Source organism: Mycolicibacterium llatzerense (genome assembly GCF_025331195.1).
Taxonomy (GTDB): domain Bacteria; phylum Actinomycetota; class Actinomycetes; order Mycobacteriales; family Mycobacteriaceae; genus Mycobacterium; species Mycobacterium llatzerense.
The window spans coordinates 158,688-184,113 of the sequence record NZ_LXOV01000018.1; the positions used below are offsets into that span (position 1 = coordinate 158,688).

The 25,426-nt window shown below is 67.6% G+C and carries 24 protein-coding genes; 9 read left to right on the plus strand and 15 right to left on the minus strand.

Going from position 1 to position 25,426, the window contains the following annotated elements; all coding sequences use genetic code 11:
• Nucleotides 1-8 precede the first annotated feature (8 nt).
• On the plus strand, nt 9-683 hold the full coding sequence (locus tag A7G45_RS30400) for a methyltransferase family protein (protein ID WP_260942525.1): 675 nt from the start codon (nt 9-11) through the stop codon (nt 681-683).
• Nucleotides 684-755: 72 nt separating this feature from the next.
• Nucleotides 756-1,364: a DUF4126 domain-containing protein gene (locus A7G45_RS30405; RefSeq protein ID WP_260942528.1), complete on the plus strand. Its 609-nt coding sequence runs from the start codon at nt 756-758 to the stop codon at nt 1,362-1,364.
• Here A7G45_RS30405 and glgC read toward each other — a convergent pair.
• Nucleotides 1,361-2,575, minus strand: a complete 1,215-nt coding sequence (gene glgC / locus A7G45_RS30410; protein ID WP_043395484.1) for a glucose-1-phosphate adenylyltransferase — start codon at nt 2,573-2,575, stop codon at nt 1,361-1,363. The two genes, A7G45_RS30405 and glgC, sit on opposite strands and share 4 nt — an antisense overlap.
• A gap of 75 nt (nt 2,576-2,650) precedes the next feature.
• Between glgC and glgA the strand changes: the two genes are divergently transcribed.
• Complete coding sequence (glgA, locus tag A7G45_RS30415; RefSeq protein ID WP_260942531.1) at nt 2,651-3,820, plus strand: glycogen synthase; 1,170 nt, start codon at nt 2,651-2,653, stop codon at nt 3,818-3,820.
• A 1-nt stretch (nt 3,821) separates the two neighbouring features.
• Here the strand turns inward: glgA and A7G45_RS30420 are convergent, their stop codons facing one another.
• From A7G45_RS30420 to A7G45_RS30450, 7 genes are all read right to left on the minus strand, one after another.
• Nucleotides 3,822-3,989, minus strand: a complete 168-nt coding sequence (locus tag A7G45_RS30420) for a DUF3117 domain-containing protein (protein ID WP_005059648.1) — start codon at nt 3,987-3,989, stop codon at nt 3,822-3,824.
• 153 nt (nt 3,990-4,142) lie between these two features.
• A complete protein-coding gene (locus A7G45_RS30425) occupies nt 4,143-4,727 on the minus strand; it encodes a DNA-3-methyladenine glycosylase I (protein WP_260942999.1) in 585 nt (194 codons plus the stop codon).
• Nucleotides 4,724-5,056 (minus strand): DivIVA domain-containing protein, encoded by a 333-nt coding sequence (locus A7G45_RS30430; protein ID WP_043395968.1) that lies wholly within the window; start codon nt 5,054-5,056, stop codon nt 4,724-4,726. The genes A7G45_RS30425 and A7G45_RS30430 overlap by 4 nt, the downstream gene beginning before the upstream one ends.
• A 37-nt stretch (nt 5,057-5,093) precedes the next feature.
• Nucleotides 5,094-6,035: a glucosyl-3-phosphoglycerate synthase gene (locus A7G45_RS30435; protein ID WP_043395487.1), complete on the minus strand. Its 942-nt coding sequence runs from the start codon at nt 6,033-6,035 to the stop codon at nt 5,094-5,096.
• Complete coding sequence (folP, locus tag A7G45_RS30440; RefSeq protein WP_043984842.1) at nt 6,032-6,856, minus strand: dihydropteroate synthase; 825 nt, start codon at nt 6,854-6,856, stop codon at nt 6,032-6,034. The genes A7G45_RS30435 and folP overlap by 4 nt, the downstream gene beginning before the upstream one ends.
• 214 nt (nt 6,857-7,070) lie before the next feature.
• Entirely contained in the window at nt 7,071-8,852 is a 1,782-nt protein-coding gene (fadD6, locus tag A7G45_RS30445) for a long-chain-acyl-CoA synthetase FadD6 (protein ID WP_260943002.1), read from the minus strand.
• Between the two features lie 11 nt (nt 8,853-8,863).
• On the minus strand, nt 8,864-9,439 hold the full coding sequence (locus tag A7G45_RS30450) for a cytokinin riboside 5'-monophosphate phosphoribohydrolase (protein ID WP_377041964.1): 576 nt from the start codon (nt 9,437-9,439) through the stop codon (nt 8,864-8,866).
• Nucleotides 9,440-9,540: 101 nt separating this feature from the next.
• On the opposite strand from A7G45_RS30450, the gene A7G45_RS30455 reads away from it, so the two are divergent.
• Together A7G45_RS30455 and A7G45_RS30460 are read left to right on the plus strand one after the other, a co-directional pair.
• Nucleotides 9,541-11,196, plus strand: coding sequence for an AAA family ATPase (locus A7G45_RS30455; RefSeq protein ID WP_377041972.1), 1,656 nt, complete (start codon nt 9,541-9,543; stop codon nt 11,194-11,196).
• Nucleotides 11,197-11,267: 71 nt separating this feature from the next.
• The gene (locus A7G45_RS30460; RefSeq protein ID WP_260943006.1) at nt 11,268-12,098 is read left to right on the plus strand and encodes a type VII secretion target; all 831 of its coding nucleotides are present in this window, start codon (nt 11,268-11,270) and stop codon (nt 12,096-12,098) included.
• Between the two features lie 157 nt (nt 12,099-12,255).
• Here A7G45_RS30460 and abc-f read toward each other — a convergent pair whose 3' ends face one another.
• The 6 genes from abc-f to A7G45_RS30490 form a co-directional block, all read right to left on the minus strand.
• Nucleotides 12,256-13,845: a ribosomal protection-like ABC-F family protein gene (abc-f, locus tag A7G45_RS30465; RefSeq protein ID WP_260943008.1), complete on the minus strand. Its 1,590-nt coding sequence runs from the start codon at nt 13,843-13,845 to the stop codon at nt 12,256-12,258.
• Between the two features lie 143 nt (nt 13,846-13,988).
• Nucleotides 13,989-14,351 (minus strand): Hsp15 family ribosome-associated heat shock protein, encoded by a 363-nt coding sequence (locus A7G45_RS30470; RefSeq protein ID WP_071289635.1) that lies wholly within the window; start codon nt 14,349-14,351, stop codon nt 13,989-13,991.
• Nucleotides 14,348-15,412, minus strand: coding sequence for a succinyl-diaminopimelate desuccinylase (gene dapE, locus A7G45_RS30475; protein WP_071289634.1), 1,065 nt, complete (start codon nt 15,410-15,412; stop codon nt 14,348-14,350). The genes A7G45_RS30470 and dapE overlap by 4 nt, the downstream gene beginning before the upstream one ends.
• 55 nt (nt 15,413-15,467) lie before the next feature.
• Nucleotides 15,468-16,778, minus strand: coding sequence for a GAF domain-containing protein (locus A7G45_RS30480; RefSeq protein WP_260943012.1), 1,311 nt, complete (start codon nt 16,776-16,778; stop codon nt 15,468-15,470).
• Nucleotides 16,779-16,801: 23 nt separating this feature from the next.
• Nucleotides 16,802-17,596, minus strand: a complete 795-nt coding sequence (locus A7G45_RS30485; RefSeq protein ID WP_043984782.1) for an acetoin reductase — start codon at nt 17,594-17,596, stop codon at nt 16,802-16,804.
• A gap of 14 nt (nt 17,597-17,610) precedes the next feature.
• Nucleotides 17,611-18,657: a 2,3-butanediol dehydrogenase gene (locus A7G45_RS30490; protein WP_043984781.1), complete on the minus strand. Its 1,047-nt coding sequence runs from the start codon at nt 18,655-18,657 to the stop codon at nt 17,611-17,613.
• A 114-nt stretch (nt 18,658-18,771) separates the two neighbouring features.
• On the opposite strand from A7G45_RS30490, the gene A7G45_RS30495 reads away from it, so the two are divergent.
• Both A7G45_RS30495 and dapD read left to right on the plus strand, forming a co-directional pair.
• On the plus strand, nt 18,772-20,586 hold the full coding sequence (locus A7G45_RS30495; protein ID WP_043984780.1) for an NAD(P)/FAD-dependent oxidoreductase: 1,815 nt from the start codon (nt 18,772-18,774) through the stop codon (nt 20,584-20,586).
• A gap of 83 nt (nt 20,587-20,669) precedes the next feature.
• The gene (dapD, locus tag A7G45_RS30500; RefSeq protein ID WP_043984841.1) at nt 20,670-21,593 is read left to right on the plus strand and encodes a 2,3,4,5-tetrahydropyridine-2,6-dicarboxylate N-succinyltransferase; all 924 of its coding nucleotides are present in this window, start codon (nt 20,670-20,672) and stop codon (nt 21,591-21,593) included.
• Nucleotides 21,594-21,860: 267 nt separating this feature from the next.
• Here the strand turns inward: dapD and A7G45_RS30505 are convergent, their stop codons facing one another.
• Nucleotides 21,861-22,445 carry a TetR/AcrR family transcriptional regulator gene (locus tag A7G45_RS30505; RefSeq protein ID WP_051954863.1) on the minus strand — a complete coding sequence of 195 codons (585 nt, stop codon included), beginning with the start codon at nt 22,443-22,445 and terminating at the stop codon, nt 21,861-21,863.
• Between the two features lie 105 nt (nt 22,446-22,550).
• Between A7G45_RS30505 and A7G45_RS30510 the strand changes: the two genes are divergently transcribed.
• Nucleotides 22,551-23,426, plus strand: coding sequence for an oxygenase MpaB family protein (locus A7G45_RS30510; protein ID WP_043395511.1), 876 nt, complete (start codon nt 22,551-22,553; stop codon nt 23,424-23,426).
• A gap of 184 nt (nt 23,427-23,610) precedes the next feature.
• Nucleotides 23,611-25,425 (plus strand): DUF3556 domain-containing protein, encoded by a 1,815-nt coding sequence (locus A7G45_RS30515; protein WP_043984779.1) that lies wholly within the window; start codon nt 23,611-23,613, stop codon nt 25,423-25,425.
• Nucleotide 25,426: the final 1 nt, after the last annotated feature.

The following is a 25,426-nucleotide window of genomic DNA, read 5'->3' on the forward strand; positions in this document are numbered from 1 at the left end:
GAGGAACCATGAAGCTCGCCTTGCAGGCGCTCGCCTCAGCAGCACTCGGCGTCATCTTCTTCGCGCTGCTGCTGTGCGTGCCGGCCGGCACGATTCACTATTGGCAGGCTTGGGTTTTCATCGCGGTCTTCATGATCGCGACCATGGGCCCGAGCATGTACCTGGCCATCAAGCACCCCGACGCCCTGGCCCGGCGGATGCACGGCGGACCGACGGCCGAGACCCGCCCCGTACAAAAACTCATCATGTGGGCGGTGCTGGCGTCGGTGGTCGCGACCGGGGTGGTCAGCGCACTGGACTGGCGCTTCGGCTGGTCCCACGTGCCGACGGCGGTCGTCGTGCTGGGCAACGCGGTCGTCGGCGCCTCGCTGGTGGCGGCCCAGTGGGTGGTGATCCAGAACAACTTCGCGGGCGCCAGCATCACCGTCGAGACCGGGCAACCGGTGATCTCGACCGGGCTGTACGGCATCGTGCGGCACCCGATGTACATCTGCGCGCTGATCATGATGCTCGCGACCCCGCTGGCGCTCGGCTCCTACTGGGGCCTGGTCCCGGTGCTCGCCGCCGCCCCGGCGCTCATGGCCCGGATCTTCGACGAGGAGAAGATGCTGCGCGCCGAGCTGCCCGGCTACGTCGCGTACACCGAGAAGGTGCGCTACCGCCTGCTCCCCTACGTGTGGTGACACCCCGCGACTTGTGCACGAAAATCCGCGGACAGCGCGAGAAATCGTGCACACATCGCGGAGACTGAACCGGTGGAACTGTTCACCGGGCTCGGCCTGGCCACCGCATCGGGCCTCAACGCCTACATCCCGCTGCTGGCGATGGGTCTGCTGGGACGCTTCACCAACCTCGTGGAGCTACCGCACCCGTGGGCGTGGCTGACCAACGGCTGGGTGATCGGCATCGTGGCCGTGCTGCTGGTCGTCGAGATCGTCGCCGACAAGGTGCCGGCCCTCGACAGCATCAACGACACCATCCAGACGTTCGTACGGCCGACCTCCGGGGGCATCGTCTTCGGCTCCGGCACCGCGGCGCAGACCGCGGCCGTCACCGACCCTGGCGCGTTCGCCAGTTCCGGACAATGGATTCCCGTGGTGATCGGGGCCGTCACCGCGCTGGTGGTGTCGCTGACCAAATCCACGGTGCGGCCGGTCGCCAATGTCGCCACGGGCGGGCTCGCAGCGCCGGTCCTGAGCACGCTGGAGGACGTGGCCAGCGTCGGGCTGGTCATCGTCGCGATCGTGCTGCCCGTGCTGGTGCTGGTCGTGCTGGCGGGGCTGGTCTGGGCTGCGGTGGCCCTGCTCCGACGCCGCCGCCGTGGGAAGGCGAAAACGGCGGCCGCGACGCCGCCGGCCGTCTAGACCCAGACGCCCTTACCGACCGCGACCACGCCGCCGGCACTCACCGAGAAGCGTTCACGGTCCTTTTCGAGGTCCACACCGACCATCTCGCCGGGCCCGACGACGACGTTCTTGTCCAAGATGGCGTGCCGCACCACCGCGCCGCGACCGACCCGCGCCCCGGGCATGATGACGCTGCCCTCGACGATGGCGCCGTCGTCGATCACGACGTTGGACGACAGCACCGAATTGCGCACGGACGCAGCCGAAATGATGCTGCCCGCGCCGACCACCGATTCCTGCGCCGAACCGCCGTTGACGAACTTGGCCGGGGCCAGGTGCTCCGATTCACCGAGGATGGGCCAGCGCCGGTTGTAGAGGTTGAACACCGGGTGCACCGACACCAGATCCATATGAGCGTCGTAGAACGCGTCCAGCGTTCCGACGTCACGCCAGTAGCCGTGATCACGCTCGGTGGCCCCGGGCACCTCGTTGTCGTTGAAGTCGTAGACGGCGGCCATCCCGTCGGCCACCATCTGCGGAATGATGTTGCCGCCCATGTCGTGATCGGAATCGTGGTTCTCGGCGTCCACCCGGATGGCGTCGATGAGCGCCTTGGTGGTGAACACGTAGTTGCCCATGGACACGAACGTCTGGTCCGGGTCGTCGGTGCAGGCCGGCGGGTCCGCCGGTTTTTCGATGAAGCTGCGGATGCGGCCGGATTCGTCGGCGTCGATGCAGCCGAACGCCGACGCCTCGGCCCGCGGCACCCGGATGCCGGCGACGGTCGCGCCCGCTCCGCTCTCGATGTGGAACTGCACCATCTGCTCGGGATCCATGCGGTACACGTGGTCGGCGCCGAAGACCACGATGTAATCGGGGTCCTCGTCGTAGATGAGGTTCATCGACTGGTAGATGGCGTCGGCCGAGCCCGTGTACCACCGCGGGCCCAGCCGCTGCTGCGCCGGAACCGGGGTGATGTACTCGCCGGCCAGACCCGACAGCCGCCAGTTCTGCGAGATGTGCCGGTCCAGGGAATGCGACTTGTATTGCGTCAGAACACAAATCCGCAGGTACCGGGCGTTGACGAGGTTGGATAGGACGAAGTCGATGAGCCGGTAGGCGCCCCCGAACGGGACGGCGGGCTTGGCCCGGTCGGCGGTCAGTGGATACAGCCGCTTGCCCTCACCGCCTGCCAAGACGATTCCCAGCACCTGCGGCTGTTCCCTCATGGCACCAAACCTAATAGCCACCAACCGAAGCGGCCAGACATACGTCCCAACCTGTCACGCGTTAACGTCATCGACATGCGCGTGGCGATGATGACTCGGGAGTATCCGCCGGAGGTTTACGGCGGCGCGGGCGTGCACGTGACCGAACTCGTCGGGCAGCTGACGAAGCTGTGCGACGTCGACGTCCACTGCATGGGTGTGCACCGCAGGGATGCCTTCGTGGCCCAGCCCGATCCGCTGCTCGCCGGGGCCAACGCGGCCCTGACAACGCTGTCGGCGGACCTGGCGATGGTGAACAACGCCTTCGCCGGACCGGCTGCCGTACCCACGGTGGTGCATTCGCACACCTGGTACACCGGCATGGCCGGACACCTCACCGCGCTGCTGCACGGCATCCCGCACGTGCTGACCGCGCACTCGCTGGAGCCGAGGCGGCCGTGGAAGGCCGAGCAGCTCGGCGGCGGCTACCGCATCTCGTCGTGGGTCGAGCGCACCGCGATCGAAGCGGCCGACGCCGTCATCGCCGTCAGTGCGGGTATGCGGGCCGACGTCCTGGCCACCTACCCGCAGCTGGACCCCGCGCGAGTGCACGTGGTGCGCAACGGGATCGACACGGACGACTGGTATCCGGTCGAGGCAGGCCAAACCCTGGCCGACCTCGGCGTCGATCCGGACCGGCCGATCGTGGCTTTCGTCGGGCGGATCACCCGGCAGAAGGGCGTCAGCCATCTGATCGCGGCGGCCCACCGGTTCGACCCCGACGTGCAGCTGGTGTTGTGTGCCGGCGCGCCCGACACCCCGGAGATCGCCGCCGAGGTGGCGGCCGCGGTGAAGGAGCTCAGCGCGACCCGCGCCGGGGTGCACTGGATCCAGGAGATGCTGCCGACCGAGAAAATCCGCGAAATACTCGCGACGGCATCAGTTTTCGTCTGCCCGTCGGTCTACGAACCGCTGGGCATCGTCAACCTCGAAGCGATGGCCTGCGGCACCGCCGTAGTCGCATCGGACGTCGGCGGCATTCCTGAGGTGGTCGACGACGGCACCACCGGACTACTGGTGCACTACGACGCCGCCGACGCGGTGGAGTTTGAGACGGGGCTCGCGGACGCGGTCAACGCGTTGGTCCGCGACCCCGAACAGGCCCGCGCGTTCGGGCAGGCCGGCCGTCGGCGGTGCATCGAGGAATTCTCCTGGTTGCAGGTCGCCCAGCAGACGCTCGATATCTATCGGAGCGTCTGCAACTGAACTAGCTGGTGACGTTCTTCAGTTCGTCGCCCAGGGCCGCGGCCTCATCCGGGGTCAGCTCGACCACCAGACGACCGCCACCCTCCAGCGGTACCCGCATGACGATGCCGCGCCCCTCTTTGGTTGCTTCCAGTGGACCGTCGCCGGTCCGGGGCTTCATCGCCGCCATCGGGTGCTCCCTCCGCACGCGCCCGGACCGCATCCACGGTCCCGGATCAAGGCCGGAACGACCCACTGACGTGGTCGGCTCACGGCACTGAACTGCAACTGAACTATGTCTATTGTTCCCTATCGCTACCGGCGGGTGTGAAAGACCCGCCCGTCAGACCTCCGATGAGCTGTGCCGGGGCACCCAACAGGCCTCGATGTGGTCGTCCACCATCCCGGTGGCCTGCATCAACGCATACGCCGTGGTCGGGCCGACGAACCGGAATCCCTGCCGCTTCAGCTCCTTGGCCATGGCCACCGACTCCGGTGTGGTCGCCGGGACCTGCGCCAGGTCAACCGGCCGCGGCCGCGATGGCGGCGCGAACGACCACAGCAGCTCGTCGAGGTCCAGACCGCCGTCGATCACGCGGGCGTTGGCGATGGTCGCCTCGATCTTGGCGCGGTTGCGGACGATGCCTTGGTCGGCCAGCAGCCGGTCGATGTCCTGCTCCCCGAAGCCGGCCACCTTCGCCACATCGAATCCGTGGAACGCAGCCCGGAAGTTCTCCCGCTTACGCAGGATGATCAGCCACGAGAGGCCGCTCTGGAACGCCTCCAGCGAGACGCGCTCGAACAGCGCCTGCGTGCCGCGCAGCGGGCGGCCCCACTCGGTGTCGTGGTAGTCGCGGTACTGCGTCGCGTCGGCGGACTCGCCGATGTCGACCCAGCCGCACCGCACCCGGCCGTCGGGAGCAGTCACTGCTCGGCTTCCGCGGACGTGAGGAGCGATTCAGGCGGTGCGGTCTGCGCACGTAGGACGGCCAGCTCGCCGCGCAGCGAGTCCAGCTCCTGCGCCAGCCGGTCCAGCACCCAGTCGACCTCGCTGGTCTTGTAGCCGCGCAGGGTCTGCGTGAACTTCACGGCGTCGACATCGGCGCCGGTGACACCGGATGCGGGCAGCACGGTGGCTGTGGTGCCCCGCGCCAGCGGGGGCAGCTGCTCACCGCGGCCGAACAACACGGTGCCCAGGGCGAACAGCACCACCGCGACCAGGATCAGCACCACGAGGTAGATGAGAATCAGCGTCACACCGACGATCCTGCCGGATCGCACCGACAAAGTGGGATCAGCGCAGGGTGTTCATCGCCGGACGGTCGATCAACGACACCGTCGACGTCCGCGGCGTGTAGGCGTCGCCGTCGAGGAAGAACTGGGTCAGCCCGACGCCGGAGTCGCTGATGCCGCAGCGCGACAGCAGGGTGGCGATCACCTGACGGCTCATCGCGGCCAGCTCGGTCAGCGGACGGTTGCGATGCGTACGCACCCCGAGGTTGACCTGAGCGATGGCGTCGAGGCCCAGCTTGTCGTAGGTGTCGATCAGCAGGCCGATCTCGACGCCGTAGCCCGGCGCGAACCCGACCGACGTCAGCAGCTCGCGGGTACCGGCGTACTCGCCGCCCAGCGGCTGCAGCAGGCAGGTCAGCTCGGGCCGCAGGGACGCCAGCAGCGGACGTGCCACCAGCTCGGTGACCCGGCCGCCGCCGTTGGCGTCCTCGCCGCCGCTGATCTTCAGCGGCCGCCGGTAGAAGCCCTTGACCAGATGCACGCCGTCGGCCAGCAGCAGCGGCCCGAGCAGCTTGGGCACGAACATCGGATCGGGGTCGAGCAGGTCGGAGTCGACGAACACGACGATGTCGCCGGTGGTGGCCGCCAGCGAGCGCCACAGGGCCTCGCCCTTGCCGGGCTGGACCGGCACCTCGGGCAGGGCCTGTTCGCGGCTGACGACGCGTGCCCCGGCCTCGATGGCGCGCAGTTCCGTCTCGTCGGTCGAACCGGAGTCGAGCACCACGAGCTCGTCGACCAGGCCACCCAACAGCGGGCTGATGCTGTCGATGACGTCGGCGACGGTGTCTTCCTCGTTGAGCGCGGGCAGCACGACGGAGACGGTGCGGCCGGCCTTGGCGGCCTCGAGCTCGGCGATGGTCCACGTCGGCCGGCTCCAGCTGCGTTCTGCCAGCCAGGCGTGGCGAGCGATGCCTTCTGCGGTCAATTCAGGACTTAGGGTCACGCGAGTCCCCTCACTGTTCGGCTCGGTGGACGCCCGCCCTGGATCGACGCGACCATTTCCAGGACGCGCCGGGTGGGGCCCACCTCGTGCACCCGGAACATGGCGGCGCCGTCAGCGGCGGCAAGTGCCGTCGCGGCCAGCGTCCCCTCCAGGCGCTCGGTCAGTTCGACTCCTAAAGTCTCCCCTACGAAATCCTTGTTACTCAGGGCCATCAGCACTGGCCATCCGGTATTTACAAGATCTTTTACGTGGCGCAACAAACTAAGACCGTGGTAAGTGTTCTTGCCGAAATCGTGCGTCGGGTCGATCAGGATGGCGTCCTTGCGGACGCCCACGGAAACGGCATGCGCCGCCGCGGCGGTCACTTCGGCGATGACGTCGTCCACCACACCGCGTTCGGTGACGCCGTAGTTGACGCGAAAGGGCCGGGTCCGCGGCACTGCCCCGCCGGTGTGCGAGCAGACCAGCCCGGCCCCGAATTCGGCGGCCACCTCGGGCAGCCCGGGATCGGCGCCGGCCCAGGTGTCGTTGATCAGGTCGGCTCCGGCCGCGCAGGCCTGCTTGGCCACGTTCGCCCGCCAGGTGTCGACACTGATCAATTGGTCGGGGTACTCACCGCGGAGCCATTCGATGAACGGCACGACGCGCGCGATCTCCTCGTCGGCGTCGACGGTGCTGCCCGGCCCCGCCTTCACGCCGCCGATGTCGATGACGTCGGCCCCGTCGGCGATCTTCTGGTGCGCTGCGTCCTTGGCTGCGCCGTCACTGAAGGTCGCCCCCCGGTCATAGAAGGAATCCGGGGTGCGGTTGACGATCGCCATGATCAGCGCGCGATCGCCGGCCACCTGGCGACCCAGGAACTGGCCCCTTGCGGAGGACTGCACGGCTCCCAGGCTAACCGGAAGTCTCGGACGCGCCGAATGTGCACTCAGCGCGCGGAGCCGCCGAAACGGGCGCGCTGACGGCACATTCGCTACCCGCGACGGCCGCCAATCGCCCCGGGAGTCACACCGGCACCATCAGCGGCCCGTCGGGCTAGCGCGGCTTCTTGCCGTCCTTCACCTCGGCCGGGTACTCCGGGTAGAACGGCACGTAGCCGTCCTCGCGCCCCGCCAGCACGTAGATCGGGTCCGAAACCTCGGCGCCGTAGCCCTGTTTGCGCAGGTCGACCTTCTGGTTCTTGAACGTCGAGGTGTGCGCCAGCGCGGGCACGATCCGGATGAACAGCGGCACCGCATAGGCCGGCAGATGCTCGAAGCCGGCCTTGGCCAGCGCGGCGCCGTCGAATTCGGCACCGTCGCGCAGCTGCACCGACGCCATCCCGGCGCGGCCGCCACAGCCCGGCACCTCGACGCCGTAGACCGTGCACTCCTCCACCTGGTCGTCGCCACCGAGCGCGGCCTCGACCTCGGTGGTGGCGACGTTCTCGCCCTTCCACCGGAAGGTGTCACCGAGGCGGTCGGCAAACGCGGCGTGCGCGAAGCCCTGCGACCGCATGAGGTCGCCGGTGTTGAACCAGACGTCGCCGTCCTTGAAGGCGTTGCGCACCAGCTTCTTCTCGCTGGCCGACTTGTCGGTGTAGCCGTCGAACGGCTGCAGGTTGTTGACCTTGCTGAGCAGCAGGCCCGGTTCGCCGCGCTTGACCTTGCGCAGCCGGCCATTGGGGCCACGGGCCGGCTCACCGGTCTCCAGGTCGTATTCGACGTACACGACCGGCGACGGGCAGATGCCCGTGGTCTTGTCGATGTTGAAGACGTTGACGAAGCCGGTGTTGCCCTCGCTGGCGGCGTAGAACTCGCATACGCGCTTGATGCCGAAGCGGGAGGTGAACTCGTCCCAGATCGCGGGGCGAAGACCGTTGCCGGCGATGACCCGGACCTTGTGCGCCCGGTCGGTCGCCTTGGGCGGCTGATTCAGCAGGTACCCGCAGATCTCGCCGATGTAGATGAAGGCGGTGGCGTCGTACTTGATGACCTCGTCCCAGAAGCGCGAAGCCGAGAACGACTTGCCCAGGGCCAGCGCGGCACCGGCGTTCAGGGCCGACGACGTCGCGACGGTGAGGGCGTTGTTGTGGTACAGCGGCAGGCAGCAGTACAGGGTGTCGCTGCTGTTCAGGCGCAGTCCCAGCCCGCCGAACCCACCGAGGGCGCGCAGCCAGCGGTAGTGCGTCATGACGCTGGCCTTCGGCAAGCCGGTGGTGCCCGAGGTGAAGATGTAGAACGCCTTCTCCTTGGCCAGGATCTGGCTGGTGCCCGCCGGGTTGGCGGTCGACTGGCCGACGGCGAGCTCGCGCAGTTCCTCAACCGAGAGCAGGCCCTGCGTCAGCTCCGGATCGGCACCGCACTCGGTGACGGCCTCGACGAAGTCCGCCTCGGCGACCAGGACCTTGGCGCCGAGCAGGCCCAGGCTGTGTGCCAGCACGTTGCCGCGCTGGTTGTAGTTGATCATCCCGGCGATCGCGCCGCACTTGACCGTCGCCAGCATCAGCAGCACCGCGTCCGGCGAGTTGCGCAGCATGATGCCGACGACCGAGCCCGGCCCGACACCCTTGGCCGCCAGCACCGCCGCGTAGCGGTTCACGGTCGCGTTGGCCTGGCCGTAGGTGATGCGCTGGTCGTCGAACTTGATGAAGACCTTGTTCTTGTTGGCTTCGGCGCGTTCTTGGAACACCTTGCCGATCGATGTCTTCGCCGTCGGGCTGGCACCGAAACCGGTGATCAGGCCCCGGGCGATCACCGGAGCGTCAGCCAGGAAGCCCGGCAGCTGCTTGGCGATGTCCAGCAGGCCGACGCCGGTGCGTGAAGTGTCGTCACTCATGCGTGGTGAGCCTAGTGAGCGATGTGACCGGGTGCACAAGCAGCTATCGCCTCTTCGACGTCGCGGGCGACCACGAGCCGGTCGAGCGCGGCCTGCTGCACGTATCCGGTGTCGACCAGCGTGTGCAGCCAGGTCAGCAGGCCGTCGTAGTGGCCGTGCGGATCGAGCATCACCAGCGGCTTGTCGTGCATGTTGAGGTAGCCGGCCGTCCAGGCCTCGAAGAACTCCTCGAGGGTGCCGATGCCGCCGGGCAACGCAATGAACGCGTCGGAACGGTCCTCCATGATCTGCTTCCGCTCGCGCATGGTGTCGGTGACGATCAATTCGGCGGCGTTCACGTCGGCCAGCTCGCGGTGCACCAGTTTCTTCGGGATGACGCCGACGGTGCGGCCGCCGTTCTCCCGGGCACCGTCGGCGACGGCGCCCATCGCCGAGACGTTGCCGCCGCCGGACACCAGGGTCCAGCCTTTCGCAGCGATGGCCCGGCCGACGTCGGCGGCGAGAGTGAGCAATTCGGGATGACGGGGACCGGCGGCGCAGTAGACACAGACGGCATAAGAGTTTTCGGGGATGTTGTCGGCCAGCACAGCACAACGCTAATCGAGCCGTGCCGTCCGGCGCTCAGCCATAGGATCGGATCGTGGTGCTCAGCCAGCTGAAAGCGGGCGTCGAATCCGGGGCCGGTGCGCTGCTGACCGGTGCCCGTGGGTCCGGCAAGACCGCGGCGGCGCGGGCGGCGTACGAGGAGCTGGCACCGGGGTTCGAGCGAGCGGCCTGGATTGCCGGCAGCGCGGCCGATTCGTGCGTGCCGTTCGCGGCGTTCGAGCGGTTGTTCACGGTGCCCGAGACCGGGCGGACGGTGCAGGTGTTGCGAGCGGCGCGGGAGGCGCTCGGGACGGGACTGCTGCTGGTCGTCGATGACGGGCATCTACTCGACCGGCTCTCGGCGTCCCTGGTGTATCAGCTCGCGGTGTCCGGCGCGGCCCGGATCATCGTGACAGCGGAAGCGAATCAATCTCTGCCCGAGGGCATTTCGTCGTTGGTGCGGGACCGGTTGGTGGTACCGGTGGCGGCTGACGGGCCAGGCTCGTCTGCTGAGTTCGAGGCGCCGGAGCTGCCGCCACTGGACGGCGATGGCGTCGTCGCCCGGCTGCGGCGCGCAGTGCGGGCACTCGACGGCGGTGCCGCTGCGCGGGTGGCCGAGCTGGCTGCCGCCGCCGACGATGCCCTGCGCCTGGGCGATCTGGAGTTGGCCGAACGGCTGGGTCGCGCGGCGCTGCCGGCCGGCGGCCTGGCCACCCGGGTGACGTTGAGCTACGCGCTGGCCTGGCAGGGCCGCGGCCTGGACGCCGATGCCGTGCTGGCCGAGGTCGATCCGGCGGCGCTGACCGAGCCGGCATTGATGACGTGGGCGCTGCCCCGCGCGGCGAATCAGTTCTGGATGCTGTCCGAGCCCGAGCGCGCGACGGCGTTCCTGCGCACCATCCGAAGCCGGGTGCAGACGCCGGCCGCGCAGGTCACGTTGGACGCGCTGTCTGCGACGTTCGCGATGAACGCGGGCAATCTCGGCCGGGCCATGCAGCTGGCCGACTCGGTGCTGGCCAGTGACGACCCGAGCGACACCGCCGTCGGCTGGGCGGCATCGGCGGCGGCGCTGAGCTGCGCCCGCACGGGCCGGTTGACCGAAGTGGACACCTTCGCCGAACGTGCCCTCGCCGCCGGGCAGCCCGGGTTGCTGCGGTTCACCAGTGGCTTCGGGCAGACGACGGCCCTCTTGCTGGACGGGGCACCGGACCAGGCTCAGGAACTGGCCCACGAGTTGATCGACTTCACCCAGTCGCAGCAACCCGGGCGGGCCATCGGCGAGGTGCTGCTGGCCGACGTGCTGATCACGCGAGGCGAACTCGACTCGGCGATCGAGCTGCTCGGCGATGCCGCAAAGGTGCTGGCGCCCAGCGGATATTCGTGGGGTCCGCTGGCGTGGATGCTGCTGGCACAGGCGCTCGGCCAACGCGGAGCGACCGCCGAGGCCGGCCGCGCCCTGGCCCGCGCCGAGGCTCGGCACGGGCTGAAGTCGATGTTGTTCGCCCCCGAATTGGCCCTGGCCCGCGCCTGGACCAATGCGGCTCGGCGGGATCGGCACGGCGCCATAGCCGCTGCCCGCGAGGCATTCCGCGCCGCCGAGCGCGGCGGCCAGTCGGCCGTGGCACTGCGCGCCCTGCACGACGCGGCGCGCCTGGGCGATGTCCGCGCCGCCGGCTGTTTCGACCGCGTCAGCGTCGACTGCGTCTTCGGCCGGCAGGCCCGCGCGGTGGCGACGGGGGTCGCCGCCGAGCGCGCCTGACCATTTGCCGCACGGCCGGTCGTCCGACCCGCCATAGGATTGACCGCAACAGGTCATCGAGGGAGCAGGTCATGGGCGATCCGCTGTACGTCAATACCGAGGGTGTGCTGGGCATGGCCCGGGTGCACGACGCGGTCGCCGCGGGGCTCGGACAGCTGCAGAACGGCAGCGGCCTCGGGCAGTCGGTCGGCCCCGCGACCACACACGGGTTGATCGCCTTCGGGATGAATTCGGCGCTCGGCGGGGTCATGGCACGGCGGGACAACATCCTGCAGTCGACGGGTGCGGCCGGCCAGCAGATGTCCGAGCAGTTGCACCGCGCCGCCGAGTCCTACCGGGCCGGCGACGAGCAGGGCGCGCGTGGCCTGTCCTCGGCAGCCGAGGGCATCCCCGGGGGTGGCAGTGGCGTCAGTGCCGGCACGCCGGGTGGCCTCGGCGCGGCGGTGCCGGGCAGCCCGGCCGCCGGTGGTGGTGACGTGGCGCAGACGCTCGGGCAGGTAGGCCAGCAGGCCGGGCAGATCGCACAAGGTGTGGCGCAGTCGTTGGGTCAGATTCCTGGGCAGTTGGCGCAGAGCGTCAGTGGCGTATTGGGTGGGCTGCTCGGCGGGCTGGGCGGGGTCGACGGTGCCGGCGCCGGACACGCCGCGGGAGCCGGACTCGGCGGACTGAGCGACCCCAACGGCGTGGATACCGTTGGGGAACATGACAAGTCGGACGCTGATGACCGGGACCGGGAGCGCCGGGACCCCGAGCGCCACGAAAAGGGCGAGGACGACAAACGGATTCTGTCGGTTGAACACCGTGGCCAGTCCGGTGCCGCCGATGCGGAGTCGGCGACCGGGCCGGCAGGCACGGCTCCCCCGCCGCGCCGCCCGGCCCAGACTCGACCGCAGGACGTTTAGCCGCAGTACTTGGTCCGGCCGCACCTGTCTGTAGGACATATGCGACCCGGGCCCGTCAACTTTCATTGACGGTCAATGAAAGTTGACGGGCGCCAACCGAACTGGGGGTACAGAACGGCTGCGCCTCGAACGCTGCCCTACCCAGGGGCGGGCCGGGCTAGGGCAGCGTCATCCGGCGCTCGATGCCGATCGCATCGAGGAATCGTTCGTCATGACTGACGACGATGAAGGCGCCGCGGTAGGCGTTCAGCGCGGATTCCAGTTGCCCGACGCTCACCAGATCGAGGTTGTTCGTCGGTTCGTCGAGCAGCAGCAGGTGCGGCGCCGGTTCGGCGTACAGCACGCAGGCCAGCGTCGCGCGCAGCCGCTCTCCACCGGAGAGCACCGATACAGGTAGGTCGATCCTGTTGTCCTGGAACAGGAATTGCGCCAGCAGGTGCCGCCTCCGCGTGACGCCGAGGGTCGGCGCCCAGGACATCAGGTTCTCCAAGACCGTGCGCTGCTCGTCCAGCAGGTCGAGGCGCTGCGACAGGTACGCGACCCGGCCATCGCCGCGGGTCAGGGTGCCGGCATCGGGCTCTATGTCGCCGTTGATCATCCGGAGCAGCGTGGACTTGCCCGCACCGTTACGACCGATCAGGGCGATGCGCTCCGGGCCGCGGATGTCGAGGTCGATTCCGTTGTCGGCGAACAGCATCCGACCACCACGCTGGATGTTCAGGCCACTCGCACCCAGCACGGTACGGCCCGCGGGGACTTCCGTGTTCGGCAGATCGAGGGCGATGACGTCGTCGTCACGCACCGCGCGTTCGGCGGCGTCGAGGCGCGCCCGGGCGTCGTCGACCCGGCGCGCATGGACCTCGTCGGCGCGGCCGGCCGATTCCTGGGCATTGCGTTTGAGCTTTCCGGCAACGATTTTCGGTAGTCCGGCGTCCTTCAGGTTGCGGGCGGCGGTGCCGGCTCGGCGGGCCGCGCGTTCCCTGGCCTGCTGCATCTGGCGCTTCTGAAGTTTGAGCTGCGACTCCGCATTGCGCATCTCATCTGCAGCGGCACGTTGCGCGTCGGCGACCGCGTCCTGGTACGCCGTGAAATTCCCGCCGTAGAACTGGACGTCACCGTCACGCAGTTCGGCGATGCGATCCATCCGATCGAGCAGGGCACGGTCGTGGCTGATCAGCAGCAAGGCGCCCGGGTAGCGGTCGAGTTCGTCGTACAGGTGTTGTCGTGCAGCGGTATCCAGGTTGTTGGTGGGTTCGTCGAGCAGCAGGACGTCGGGCCGCCGCAGCAACTGCGCGGCCAGCCCGAGAGTGATCACCTCTCCGCCGGACAGTGTGCCGAGCACCCGGTCGAGAGGGACGTCGAGGCCGAGTCGCGCCAACTGTGCCGCACTGCGTTCTTCGATGTCCCACTCGTCGCCGATGGCGGCGAAGACAGCCTCGGACGCATCGCCATCCGCCAGCGCGGTGAGCGCGGCCAAAATGGGTGCCACCCCGAGCATTTCGGCGACGGTCAGATCCGTGGCGAACGGCAGCGTCTGCGGCAGGTAGCCCACCGACCCGTCGACGGTTACGCCGCCGCCGGTCGGCTGCAGTTCTCCGGCGATGAGTTTGAGCAATGTGCTCTTGCCGGCGCCGTTGGGAGCGACCAGTCCGGTGCGGCCGGCACCGACGGTGAACGACAGATCCGAAAACACCTCGGTGTCATCGGGCCAGGAAAACGACAAATGAGAACAGGTAATAGAAGACATGCAAGAGCTCTCGTGAGAGTGACAGGGCGAGGGCGCACTCCGGTTATCCGGAGATGTCTTCTCCCAGCATGTTTTCGGCCCACCTTCGTTGACAGCAGTTGCAAAACCCACCATACGCACGGATGCAACTGATTTATCGTCGGTCAGAAGCCGCGCAGCTGATCCAGCTGTCGCCGTTCACGTTTGGTGGGCCGGCCGGCGCCCCGGTCCCGGATGGGCACCGCGGGCATCGTCTCTTTGGCCGGTGGCGGCGGGCTGCGGTCGATCAGGCATTCCGGCACGACGGCCGCGCCCACCCGCTTGGCGATGGGACGGATGACCTCGACGATGCGCTCACGGCCCTCGATCCGGACGCGAACCTCGTCACCCGGACTGACCAGCTGGGCCGGTTTGACGGTGACGCCGTTGACGCGGACATGTCCGGCCCGGCACGCAGCGGCAGCCAGCGCCCGGGTCTTGGTGATCCGGACCGCGAAAATCCAGCTGTCGACGCGGACGCTACTCAACTTGTCAGGTACCGCCGCAGAATGTCGGTGACCGCGGTGATGTCCGGCGTCGACACCCGCTCGTCGACCTTGTGTGCGAGGTTGGGGTCACCCGGCCCGTAGTTGACCGCCGGAATGCCAAGGGCGGCAAAGCGTGCCACGTCGGTCCAGCCGTACTTGGCCCGCACCTGTCCCCCGGCGGCCGCCACCAGCGCAGCCGCGGCCGGTTGTGCCAGACCGGGCAGCGCACCGGCTGCGGAATCGGTCAGCTCGATGGTCACATCGAGACCGGCAAAGACCTCGTGCACGTGCGCGAGTGCCTGCTCGATGCTGCGGTCCGGGGCAAACCGGAAGTTGACGGTGACCGACGCGGCATCGGGGATGACGTTGCCCGCGATGCCGCCGTCGATCCGGACCGCGGAGAGTCCCTCGCGGTAGACGCAGCCGTCGATGTCGACCGAGCGCGACTGGTAGGCGGTGAGCCGATCCAGCACGGCGCCGAGCTTGTGAATCGCGTTGTCGCCCAGCCACGATCGCGCCGAATGCGCGCGCGTGCCGGTGGCGTGGATGATGACGCGCAAGGTGCCCTGGCAGCCGGCTTCGATGAGGCCGCCCGAGGGCTCGCCGAGAATCGCGACGTCGGCCTCGAGCCAGTCGGGCAGTTCACGCTCGATACGGCCGAGACCGTTGGCGCTGGACTCGATCTCCTCGCAGTCGTACATGACGAGGGTGATGTCGTGCGTCGGCTCGGCGATGGTGGCCGCCAGGTGCAGGAACACCGCGTCGCCGGCCTTCATGTCGGAGGTGCCGCAGCCCCAGAGTTCGTCGCCTTCGATTCGGCTCGGCAGGTTGTCGGCCGCGGGGACGGTGTCGGTGTGCCCGGCCAGCAGCACTCGCGACGGCCGGCCCAGGTTGGTCCGGGCCAGCACGGCGTCGCCGTTGCGGATCACCTCGAAGTGCGGAGCCTGCGCCTTGAGCGCGGTCTCGATCTCGTCGGCGATGAGCTGTTCGTGCCGCGATTCACTCGGAATGTCGACCAGCGCAGCGGTCAGAGCGATCGGGTCGGCGGTGAGATCCAGCATCCAGCCAGGTTAGCTGGTCCCGTTTTTCTCGCGAGCAGACGCAAAACTGTCGCTTTCACGGCGAAAGTGACAGTTTTGCGTCTGTTCGCGAGGAAGCGCGCAGGGCCCGGATGGCCGGCGCTGTGGAGGCGCCCAGCAGGGTCGACCGGTCGGCGGGGTAGCGCACGTCGATGACGGCATCGTCGCCGAACCGGTAGGGCTTGCCAAGGATCAAGCCAGCCAATTGCTTTCGCATCCGGGAGAGTTCAGCGCGCACGGTGACCACCCGGCTCCGGTCACCGTAGAGGTCCTCGGCCAGCTCCGATGCCGACCGACCGTTCCGGTGGATCGACAGGACCAGCAGGATCTCGGCGTGCCGCAGCGAGATGTCGTGGCGCCACCCACCGAACTGCCCTGCCATCTCGAGGACGGGCGCACCGCGCAGGTCCAGCACGACGCGGGTGGCGGTCGCGTCGTCGTCGGAGGCGGCAGCCGACGGCCGGACCAGCCACCCGCCGGGCAGCAGCTCGACGTCGCACCGCCCCAACGTGGGGATCCAGACCCGGCCCGGGGCCAGTTCGTCGGGCAGCAGAATCCGGTTGTGCAGCGGCATCTGGTCGACGGCGGCCACCCAGCCGTCGGCATCGACCGCCAGTGCGGGACTGCCGATCCGGGCCAGGATCGGGGCAGCGACCATCCGCAGCCGGTTCAGCGTGCGATCGTGCTGCTCGCGCAGGTGCGCTTCGGCCAGCCGGGCGACTGCGTCGACCAGCGCGACGGTGGTGGGATGCACCGTCGCGGCCGGCCCGGAGACGTCGACGACGCCGATGACCTGGCCGGTGCGCGGGTCGCGGACCGGGGCGCCCGCGCAGGTCCAGGCGTGGTGGCTGCGCAGGAAATGCTCGGCGGAGAACACCTGCACGGCCCGGTTGGATGCGAGTGCGGTGCCGATGGCGTTGGTGCCGACGGCGCCCTCGCCCCAATTGGCGCCCTCGACGAACCCGAGCCGGTCGGCCTTGCCCAGCACCGCGGGCGACCCGGATCGCCACAGCACCCGGCCCCGGGCGTCGGCCAGCACCAGGATGTTGTCCCCTTCGGCGACAATGGATTCCAGCCCGCGCGACACGTCGTCGAGCACCGTGAGCAAGCCCGATGCCTTTCGCAACGCGTCGAGCCCGGTCGCTTCGATGACCGGTGGGATGTGGGTGTCCGGGTTGACCCCGCGGGCCAGCATGCGCTGCCAGGAGTCGCCGATCACGTCGCGGGGCCGCGCCGGGGCGCGCCCGCCGGACATGGTGGCGTCGTAGACAGCCGACATCAACCGCGCGTAACTGCGCGGGTCCTCGCCAACAGCTACCGCTGGTTCAGGCACGGCCGGGCTCTGCATCATCGCCGATTGTGCTCCGCATGTCAGCGATAAACCAGACCGCCGTCGATCAGACCGGCCTGCCCGGTCATGTAGTCGGCGTCGGGGCCGGCCAGATAGGACACGAATCCGGCTACGTCGTCAGGGGTTTCGGCCCGGCCCAGGGCAATCCCGCCGACGAACTTGGCGTAGGTCTCGCCCACCGGGGCGCCGGTCAGGTCGGCGAATCGCTGGTCGATCTCGACCCACATGTCGGTGCCCACCACGCCGGGACAGTAAGCATTCACGGTGATGCCGTCGGCGGCGTGCTCCTTGGCCGCGGCTTGAGTCAAGGCCCGCACCGCGAATTTGGTGGCGCTGTACGGCCCGAGCATCGCGAACCCGTCATGCCCGGCGATCGACGAGGCGTTGATGATCTTGCTGATCTTCCCGTTGTCTTGATTGCCGAGTTCCTTGAATTTCGCGACGGCAGCCTGGATGCCCCACAGCACGCCGTCGACGTTGATCGCCCACAACCGCTGCAGGTCGTCTGGTGTGACGTCGACGAGCGGGCCGACCATCGCGACACCGGCGTTGTTGACCATGATGTCCAGCCCGCCGAGTTCGGTCGCGACGTAGTCGACCGCGGCGAACACCTGATCCCGGTGACTGACATCCGCGACGAAAGTCGTGAATTTGCAGCCGATCTCGGAGACCTCGGCGGCCACCTCCGCCAATGGATCGGCTTCGACGTCGACGAGCGCGACGTCGGCGCCGTCGCGGGCCAACCGCAGTGCGATACCGCGTCCGATCCCCCGGCCGGCGCCGGTGACCAGGGCTACTTTGCCTGCCAGTGTCATTTCTGTTTCTCCGCTCATCGCGTCGGGTCGACCAAAACCTTCATCTTGTTCCCCGCATGCAGCGCTTCGAATCCTTCGGCGACCACCTCACCGATCGGAATCTGGGCGACCCATCCGGTGGTGTCGTAGGCGCCCTGAGCCATCAAGGCGATGACCGCCTCGAAGTCGGCGCCGGTGTAGCACAGCGACCCTTGGATGCGGGATTCGTTCATTACCAGGTTCAAAAGTGGTGTCTGCAATGGCTTTTCGTAGATGGCGACGCTCACCATCGGCTTGCGGGACCCGACGCACGCCAGCGCCGTCTCCACAGCGGGTGTGACGCCGGCGGCGTCGAACACCGCGTCGGCTCCGGCGCCGTAGGTGTGGTCGGCGATCAAGCCGGGCACGTCGGTGGTCGTCGGGTCCAGCGTGGTGGCGCCGAGTGCTTCGATGGCGGCCCGCCGGACCGGCGACGGCTCGACGACGAAGACATCCTGAAGTCCCTTGCCGCGCAGGGCGAACCACAGTCCGATGCCGATGGGCCCGGCGCCGAAGACCATCGCGGTGTCGCCAGGGCTGACGTCGCCGAGGGTCGCCGCGTGGTAGGCCACCGACATCGGTTCGACGAGCGCCCCGAGTTCCAGCGAGACGTTGTCCGGCAGCCGATGCAGCATGTTCGTCGGCACCACGGTGTACTCGGCCATACCGCCGTCGGACATCAGGCCGTGGAAGCCGATCTGCTGACAGACGTTGTAGTTACCCGCCGCGCAGGGTCCGCAGTGGCCGCATTTGTAGATCGGCTCGACGGCCACCCGGTCGCCCTCACGCCACTCGGTGACGCCGGCACCGACAGCCGTGATGGTGCCGGAGAATTCGTGGCCAAGCGTCAGCGGCAGCTCTTGATGGGTCAGCGGATGCGGCTGGGTGGGGACGAAGATGGGGCCGGCGTAGTACTCGTGCAGGTCGGTGCCGCAGATGCCGTTGAAGCCGACCTGCAGCTGGACCGTGCCCGGCCCGGGGTCCGGAACGGCGACGTCCTCGACCGCGACTTTGTTGGGTCCGTAATAGACAGCTGCTCTCATGTCACCAGTTCTATGTGACGGCGACCACACCCCGACAGAGTTGCAGGGGGTTGCAACGCTGCAACGTGGTGCAACTCTTGTCGGAGGTTGCGCCGCGCGTGTGTTCTGGGTCACATGACTTCCACACTTGAACCGATTACCGCCGTCTCGCCGCAGGAGCGCGTCGAGACCTGGCTCGCGAACTTCGAAGCGGCGCTGGCCGCGCAGGACATCGACGGCGTCGCAGGGATGTTCGCCGTCGACAGCTTCTGGCGTGACCTCGTGGCGTTCACCTGGAATCTCAAGACCGTGGCGGGTCGCGACCAGATTGCCGGCATGCTGCGCGCACGGCTGGCCGACACGACCCCGTCCGGGTTCCGGACCCGGGAACCGGCCACGGCGGACGGCGATGTGACGTCGGCGTTCATCGAGTTCGAGACGGCCACCGGGCGCGGCTCCGGGCATCTGCGGCTACGTGGAGACGAAGGCTGGACGCTGCTGACGACGCTGCAGGAACTCAAGGGCCATGAGGAGCGCAAGGGTGCGACGCGCGTGCTCGGCGCGGTGCACGGGTCCGATCCCGACCCGCGGTCGTGGGCCGAGAAGCGTGCGGAGGAAGAGGCGACGCTGGGTCGCGAGGCGCAGCCGTATGTGCTGGTGATCGGCGGCGGGCAGGGCGGCATCGCGCTCGGTGCGCGGCTGCGTCAGCTCGGGGTGCCTGCCATCGTCGTCGACAAGCACGAGCGGCCCGGCGACCAGTGGCGCAAGCGCTACAAGTCCCTGTGCCTGCACGACCCCGTCTGGTACGACCACCTGCCCTACCTGCCGTTCCCCGCCAACTGGCCGGTGTTCGCGCCGAAGGACAAGGTCGGCGATTGGCTGGAGTTCTACACGCGCGTCATGGAGGTGCCGTACTGGTCGCGCACCGAATGCCTGTCGGCCACTTACGATTCCGATGCGGGCCACTGGACCGTCGAAGTCAACCGCGACGGCGAGCAGCTCACTCTCCACCCGACCCAACTGGTGCTGGCGACAGGCATGTCCGGAAAGCCCAGCATCCCAACACTTCCAGGCCAGGACGTCTTCGCCGGGGAACAGCACCACTCGAGTCAGCACCCAGGGCCCGATCGATACGTCGGCAAGAAGGTCGTCGTGGTCGGGTCCAACAACTCCGCGCACGACATCTGTAAAGCCTTGTACGAGAACGGCGTCGACGTGACGATGCTGCAGCGGTCGTCGACGCACGTCGTCAAGTCGGATTCGCTGATGGACCTCGGCCTGGGCGATCTGTACTCCGAGCGCGCGGTGGCCGCGGGCATGACGACGGAGAAGGCCGACCTGACCTTCGCGTCGCTGCCCTACGCCATCATGGCCGACTTCCAGCGTCCCATCTACGACGCGATCCGGTTGCGGGACAAGGACTTCTACGATCGACTGGAGGCTGCCGGCTTCGAGCTGGACTTCGGCGACGACGACTCCGGACTGTTCATGAAGTACCTGCGCCGCGGCTCGGGCTACTACATCGACGTCGGCGCGTGTGAGCTGGTGGCCGATGGCTCGATCAAGCTGGCCCACGGCCAGGTGTCGCACCTGACGGCAGACGCGGTGGTCCTCGCCGATGGCACCGAGCTGCCGGCCGACGTCGTGGTCTACGCGACCGGCTACGGCTCGATGAACGGCTGGGCCGCCGACCTGATGGGCCAGGAGATCGCCGACCGGGTCGGCAAGGTGTGGGGCCTGGGCAGCGGGACCGCCAAAGACCCCGGCCCGTGGGAGGGCGAGCAGCGCAACATGTGGAAGCCCACGCAGCAGGAGAACCTGTGGTTCCACGGCGGCAACCTGCACCAGTCGCGGCACTACTCGCTGTACCTCGCGCTGCAGCTGAAGGCGCGCTACGAAGGCATCCCGACGCCGGTCTTCGGCCTGCAGGAGGTCCATCACCTGCAGTGAGCGGCACTCCATGCGATCTGGGGGCACCTCCCGCTCGTGGGTGGTGCCCCCAGCCCACCGTTGGTTCAGTAACCTTGGCCAACGTGACTTCTGCATCTGGCATCGGCATCGCCACCATCACCGCCGACGGAACGGTCCTGGACACCTGGTTCCCCGCTCCGGAGCTCTCCGCTGACGCCGCGGCCGGCCCGGTCCCCGCTGAGCTGGAAGCTCTCGTCGGCACCGATGAGGACCGTGGCGTGCGCACCGAGGTCGTGCGCACCACCATCGCCTCGCTCGACGACAAGCCGGCCGACGCACACGACGCCTACCTGCGGCTGCACCTGCTCTCGCACCGCCTGGTCGCGCCTCACGGCGCCAACATGGACGGCATCTTCGGCCTGCTGACCAACGTGGTGTGGACCAACTTCGGCCCCTGCGCGGTCGAGGGCTTCGAGACCGTCCGCGCCAAGCTGCGCCGCCGCGGCACCGTCACCGTCTTCGGCGTCGACAAGTTCCCGCGCATGGTCGACTACGTGCTGCCGACCGGCGTGCGCATCGCCGACGCCGACCGCGTCCGCCTGGGCGCGCACCTCGCGTCGGGCACCACCGTCATGCACGAGGGCTTCGTCAACTTCAATGCCGGCACCCTGGGCACCTCGATGGTCGAGGGCCGCATCTCCGCGGGCGTCGTCGTCGATGACGGCTCCGACGTCGGCGGCGGCGCGTCGATCATGGGCACGCTGTCCGGCGGCGGCAAAGAGGTCATCTCGGTGGGCAAGCGCTGCCTGCTGGGCGCCAACGCCGGCCTGGGCATCTCACTGGGCGACGACTGCGTCATCGAAGCGGGCCTGTACGTCACCGGCGGCACCAAGGTGACCACCGCCGACGGTCAGACCGTCAAGGCCAAGGAGCTGTCCGGCTCGAACAACCTGCTGTTCCGCCGGAACTCCGTCAGCGGCGCGGTCGAGGTCGTCAAGCGCGACGGCACCGGCATCACCCTCAACGAGGCGCTGCACGCCAACTAGTTCTGCCCGCCGAGCCTGAGCTGGTGCGCCAGCTCGGGCTCGGCTGTCCGTTCCCAAAACGGTTGTCACATCGCGACAGTGGGAGCTCCGGCGATACCCGTGTTCTCACCCAATGTCATACGCAGCTTTTCTCAAATGCGTGTCATTTTTGACTGATGAACTACACGTGCATCTGAATCAGTTCCGCTAGAGAACGGCTGCCTGCCTGCAATTCATTCTGGCGCTGGTCTATATCGTCGGCGGTCTACGTAACCGCCTTGGCGCCGCTTAGTCCGTTTGTCTGCGGCTGAAGGCGAGGCGGGCGAAGGTCGTTCCTGCGATCTCAGCGATGGCGTGCTCGTCGTCGAGTGGGAGGACGGTGTCGGTGGTGAGGATGAACGATTGCGCTATCCGCATGAAGATTTCGGCAAGGATTTCCGGCTCGGCGGTGAGATTGGCTCCCCGCTCGCGTGCTTGTCGTAACTGGCTGGCGAGGTAGCTCCGCCCAAGTTCCAGATACGGTGCGCCGTTTGTGGTGAGCATGGGCAGCACCCGATCCGGGTCCGATGCGATGAAGGTCTGGAGCAGGTCGTGATCGCGGAGCGCGCGGGTAAATACCAGGAATGCCGCGACGAGGGCCTCTTCGGGATCGTCGATGCCGGCGACGGCCGCGTCCACCCGCGCGAGAAGCTCGTTGGCTTCGCGGGTCAGCAGTGATTCCAGCAAGGCCTCGCGGGTGGCGAAACGGCGATACAACGTCGCTGGTGCGACCTTGGCGGATTTGGCGATGTCAGCCAACGACGTGCGTCGTAGGCCGTGCTGAACCAGCAAGCCGCGGGCTGCGGTGAGAATTCCCTCGGCGTAGGGATCCATCGCAGGTGCATCGTCTGCTGACTGGTGTGCGGGCTTCACAAGCCAATCATAGTGCGATAGCGTAAGAGAGCATCTTTAATTATTACTCTCTCGATAGGCGATGCCGTGCCCGCTCCGCAGTCGTCCAACCCGCTCCCTTTGCCCGCAGCGACGGTCAACCCGGGTCTGGATTCAAACTCGTTGACGTGGAAGCTTTTCGGGGACAGGCGATCGACCCCCGTGGGATTCCGTACGGCCACGTTGCAGGCGATGCACCCGGGCGTGGGGGCTGTGCTTTGGGACAGCTCGCAGTTCCGGTGGGAACTCTTCGATCGACTGCTGCGGTCCCTTCCCCCGATCCTTGGTGTTGTCTATGACGACCCCGCCCTGCGGACCGGGCATACGGTGCGTGGTTTCCACAAGGGCAGGGTGGGCACCGACGCTGACGGGCGCCGTTGGCACGCCTTGGGTCCGGAGGTGTTCTTCTGGGTGCACGCGACCTTCGTCGAGTCGATGGTCGCCACGCAGGAACGCTTCGGAACTCCGCTGACGCTCAGCGAGAAGGATCAGCTCATCGCGGAGTCGCGGACCTACTGGGACGCCTATGGCGTGCGAGCACCCCGCGAACACTGGACGGATTGGGCCGATTTCGAGGCCTATTGGAATGAGATGCTCGCGAACCGGCTGGGCCGCAACCAGACCACCGACGCGGTGTACCGAGACCGCGCGGCCTCCGATGTGCGGCCCACGCAGGTCCCGCCCATTCTGTGGGCGATTCTGCGCCGCCCGGTCCGCGGCTCGATGCTGTGGCTCACCACCGGACTGCTACCGGAGCGTGCCCGCGAGCATCTCGACCTCGACTGGACCCGAACCGATGAACTGATCCTCACTGCGATTGGCACCACTGTGCGCTGCGCCTGGCCGCTCACACCTGAACGCCTGCGGTACTTCGGGCGCGCACGAAAGGGTTTCGAGCGCGAACGGACGCTTGATCGCCAGTGACGACATGCAGCCAGATCCGCGGGTCTCGACGAAGCATGACCAGCCCGTGGGGATCACGTCACCAACGAGGACTGAGAACCGCTCCGGCGTGCGCATCACTCACCGTGGCTGCGCCGGCTGCTCGATCGAATCCCCCTGATCGCGAACCACTTAGAACCGCAATCGTAACGATAGGAAGCTGACCATGGGGTTCATCGAGCCGACATTTCCGCCCGTCGATCCCGACGAATTCCTAGCGCTGCCACTGATGGAGCGCATGCGGTTGCTCGTTCAACACTGGGTGGAGAACGGGTACGGCGTACCGCGGGTGGTTCACACGATCTATATCGTGAAGCTGCTGTTCTTCTACATCCTTGGTGGTGTCGTCGTGGCCACCGTGACGTCGAATCTTCCTGCCTTCTGGCACATCTCGCAATGGTGGGATCAACCGATCGTGTACCAGAAAGCCATCCTCTGGACGTTGCTGCTGGAGACGCTCGGCGTGGCGGGGTCGTGGGGGCCACTGGCCGGGAAAGCTAAGCCGATGACCGGAGGAATCCGGTTCTGGGCTCGACTGGACACCATCCGGCTGCGACCGTGGCGACGGGTTCCGTTCACCGCCGGAAACCGGCGTACCAGGGTCGACGTGGCCCTCTACCTGGCGCTGCTCGGAACTGAAATCGCCGCGCTCGTTCCTCCGGGTGTATACAGCGATTCCTTGTCAGAGGCGCTGCCCGGCAACACTTCCGGATTGGTCAACCCGGTCCTGGTCATTCCGGTGATCACCTTGCTCATCGTCAATGGTCTGCGCGACAAGACTGTGTTTTTGGCCGCCCGCGGCGAGCAGTACCTGCCGGCGCTGGTCTTCTTCACGGTTCTGCCGTTCGGCGACATGGTCATCGCGCTCAAGTTGTTGATCGTGGTCGTGTGGATCGGTGCCGGGTTCTCCAAGTTCGGTCGACATTTCGCCAACGTCATACCCCCGATGGTGAGCAACAGCCCTGCACTGCCGTTCAAGTCGATCAAACGTGCCTACTGGCGCGATTTCCCGGACGATCTTCGCCCTTCGCGGCTGGCTAATCTGACCGCTCACGGTGCTGGCACGTTCGTCGAGATCGTCACACCGTTGGTGCTGTTGTTCTCGCCGTACCAGCCGCTGACCATCGCCGCGGTCGTGGTGATGGTGGGGTTTCACCTCTTCATCGTTTCGACCTTCCCGATGGCGGTGCCGTTGGAGTGGAACGTGCTGTTCGCCTACGCCACGGTCTTCCTGTTCCTCGGATTCCCGGCCTGGCACGGATACGGGATCGCTGACATGTCCTCGCCGTGGCTGACGATCGCAGTCGTGGCGGCACTGCTGTTCTTCCCGATTCTGGGCAACGCGCGGCCCGACCTGGTGTCGTTCCTGCCGGCGATGCGGCAGTACGCGGGCAACTGGTGCTCGGCGCTGTGGGCGTTCACACCCGGCGCCGAAGAGAAGCTCAATCGGGTCACCCGCCCCACGACCAATCCGGTCGATCAGCTGCTCGCGTTCGGCTACGAGCCCAAGTGGGCGGAAATTGTCACTCAGGGCACGGCAGCGTTTCGCAGCATGCACAGTCAAGGCCGCGGCCTGTTCTCGCTGCTCCTCAGACACCTGCCCGACATCGACACCCGTACGGTGCGCGAAGCCGAGGTGGTCTGTAACTCGTTGATTGGGTTCAACTTCGGCGACGGGCACTTGTACAACGAGGACATGATCGCCGCCGTGCAAAGTCGGGCCAACTTCGAGCCAGGTGAGTTGGTCGTGGTGTGGGTGGAATCCCAAGCCATAGGCAGTGCAGTGCAGCACTACAAGGTGATCGACGCCGCGCGCGGGGTAATCGAGCGCGGAACTTGGAAGGTCGCCGACGCCGTTGCCGAGCAGCCGTGGCTGCCCAACGGCCCGATCCCCACCCAGGTGAGCTGGTCACCCACCATGGGACCGGCCAGGACACATCATCAACCGGACCAAGATCTGGCCGCCGGTTCGGGGCGATGAC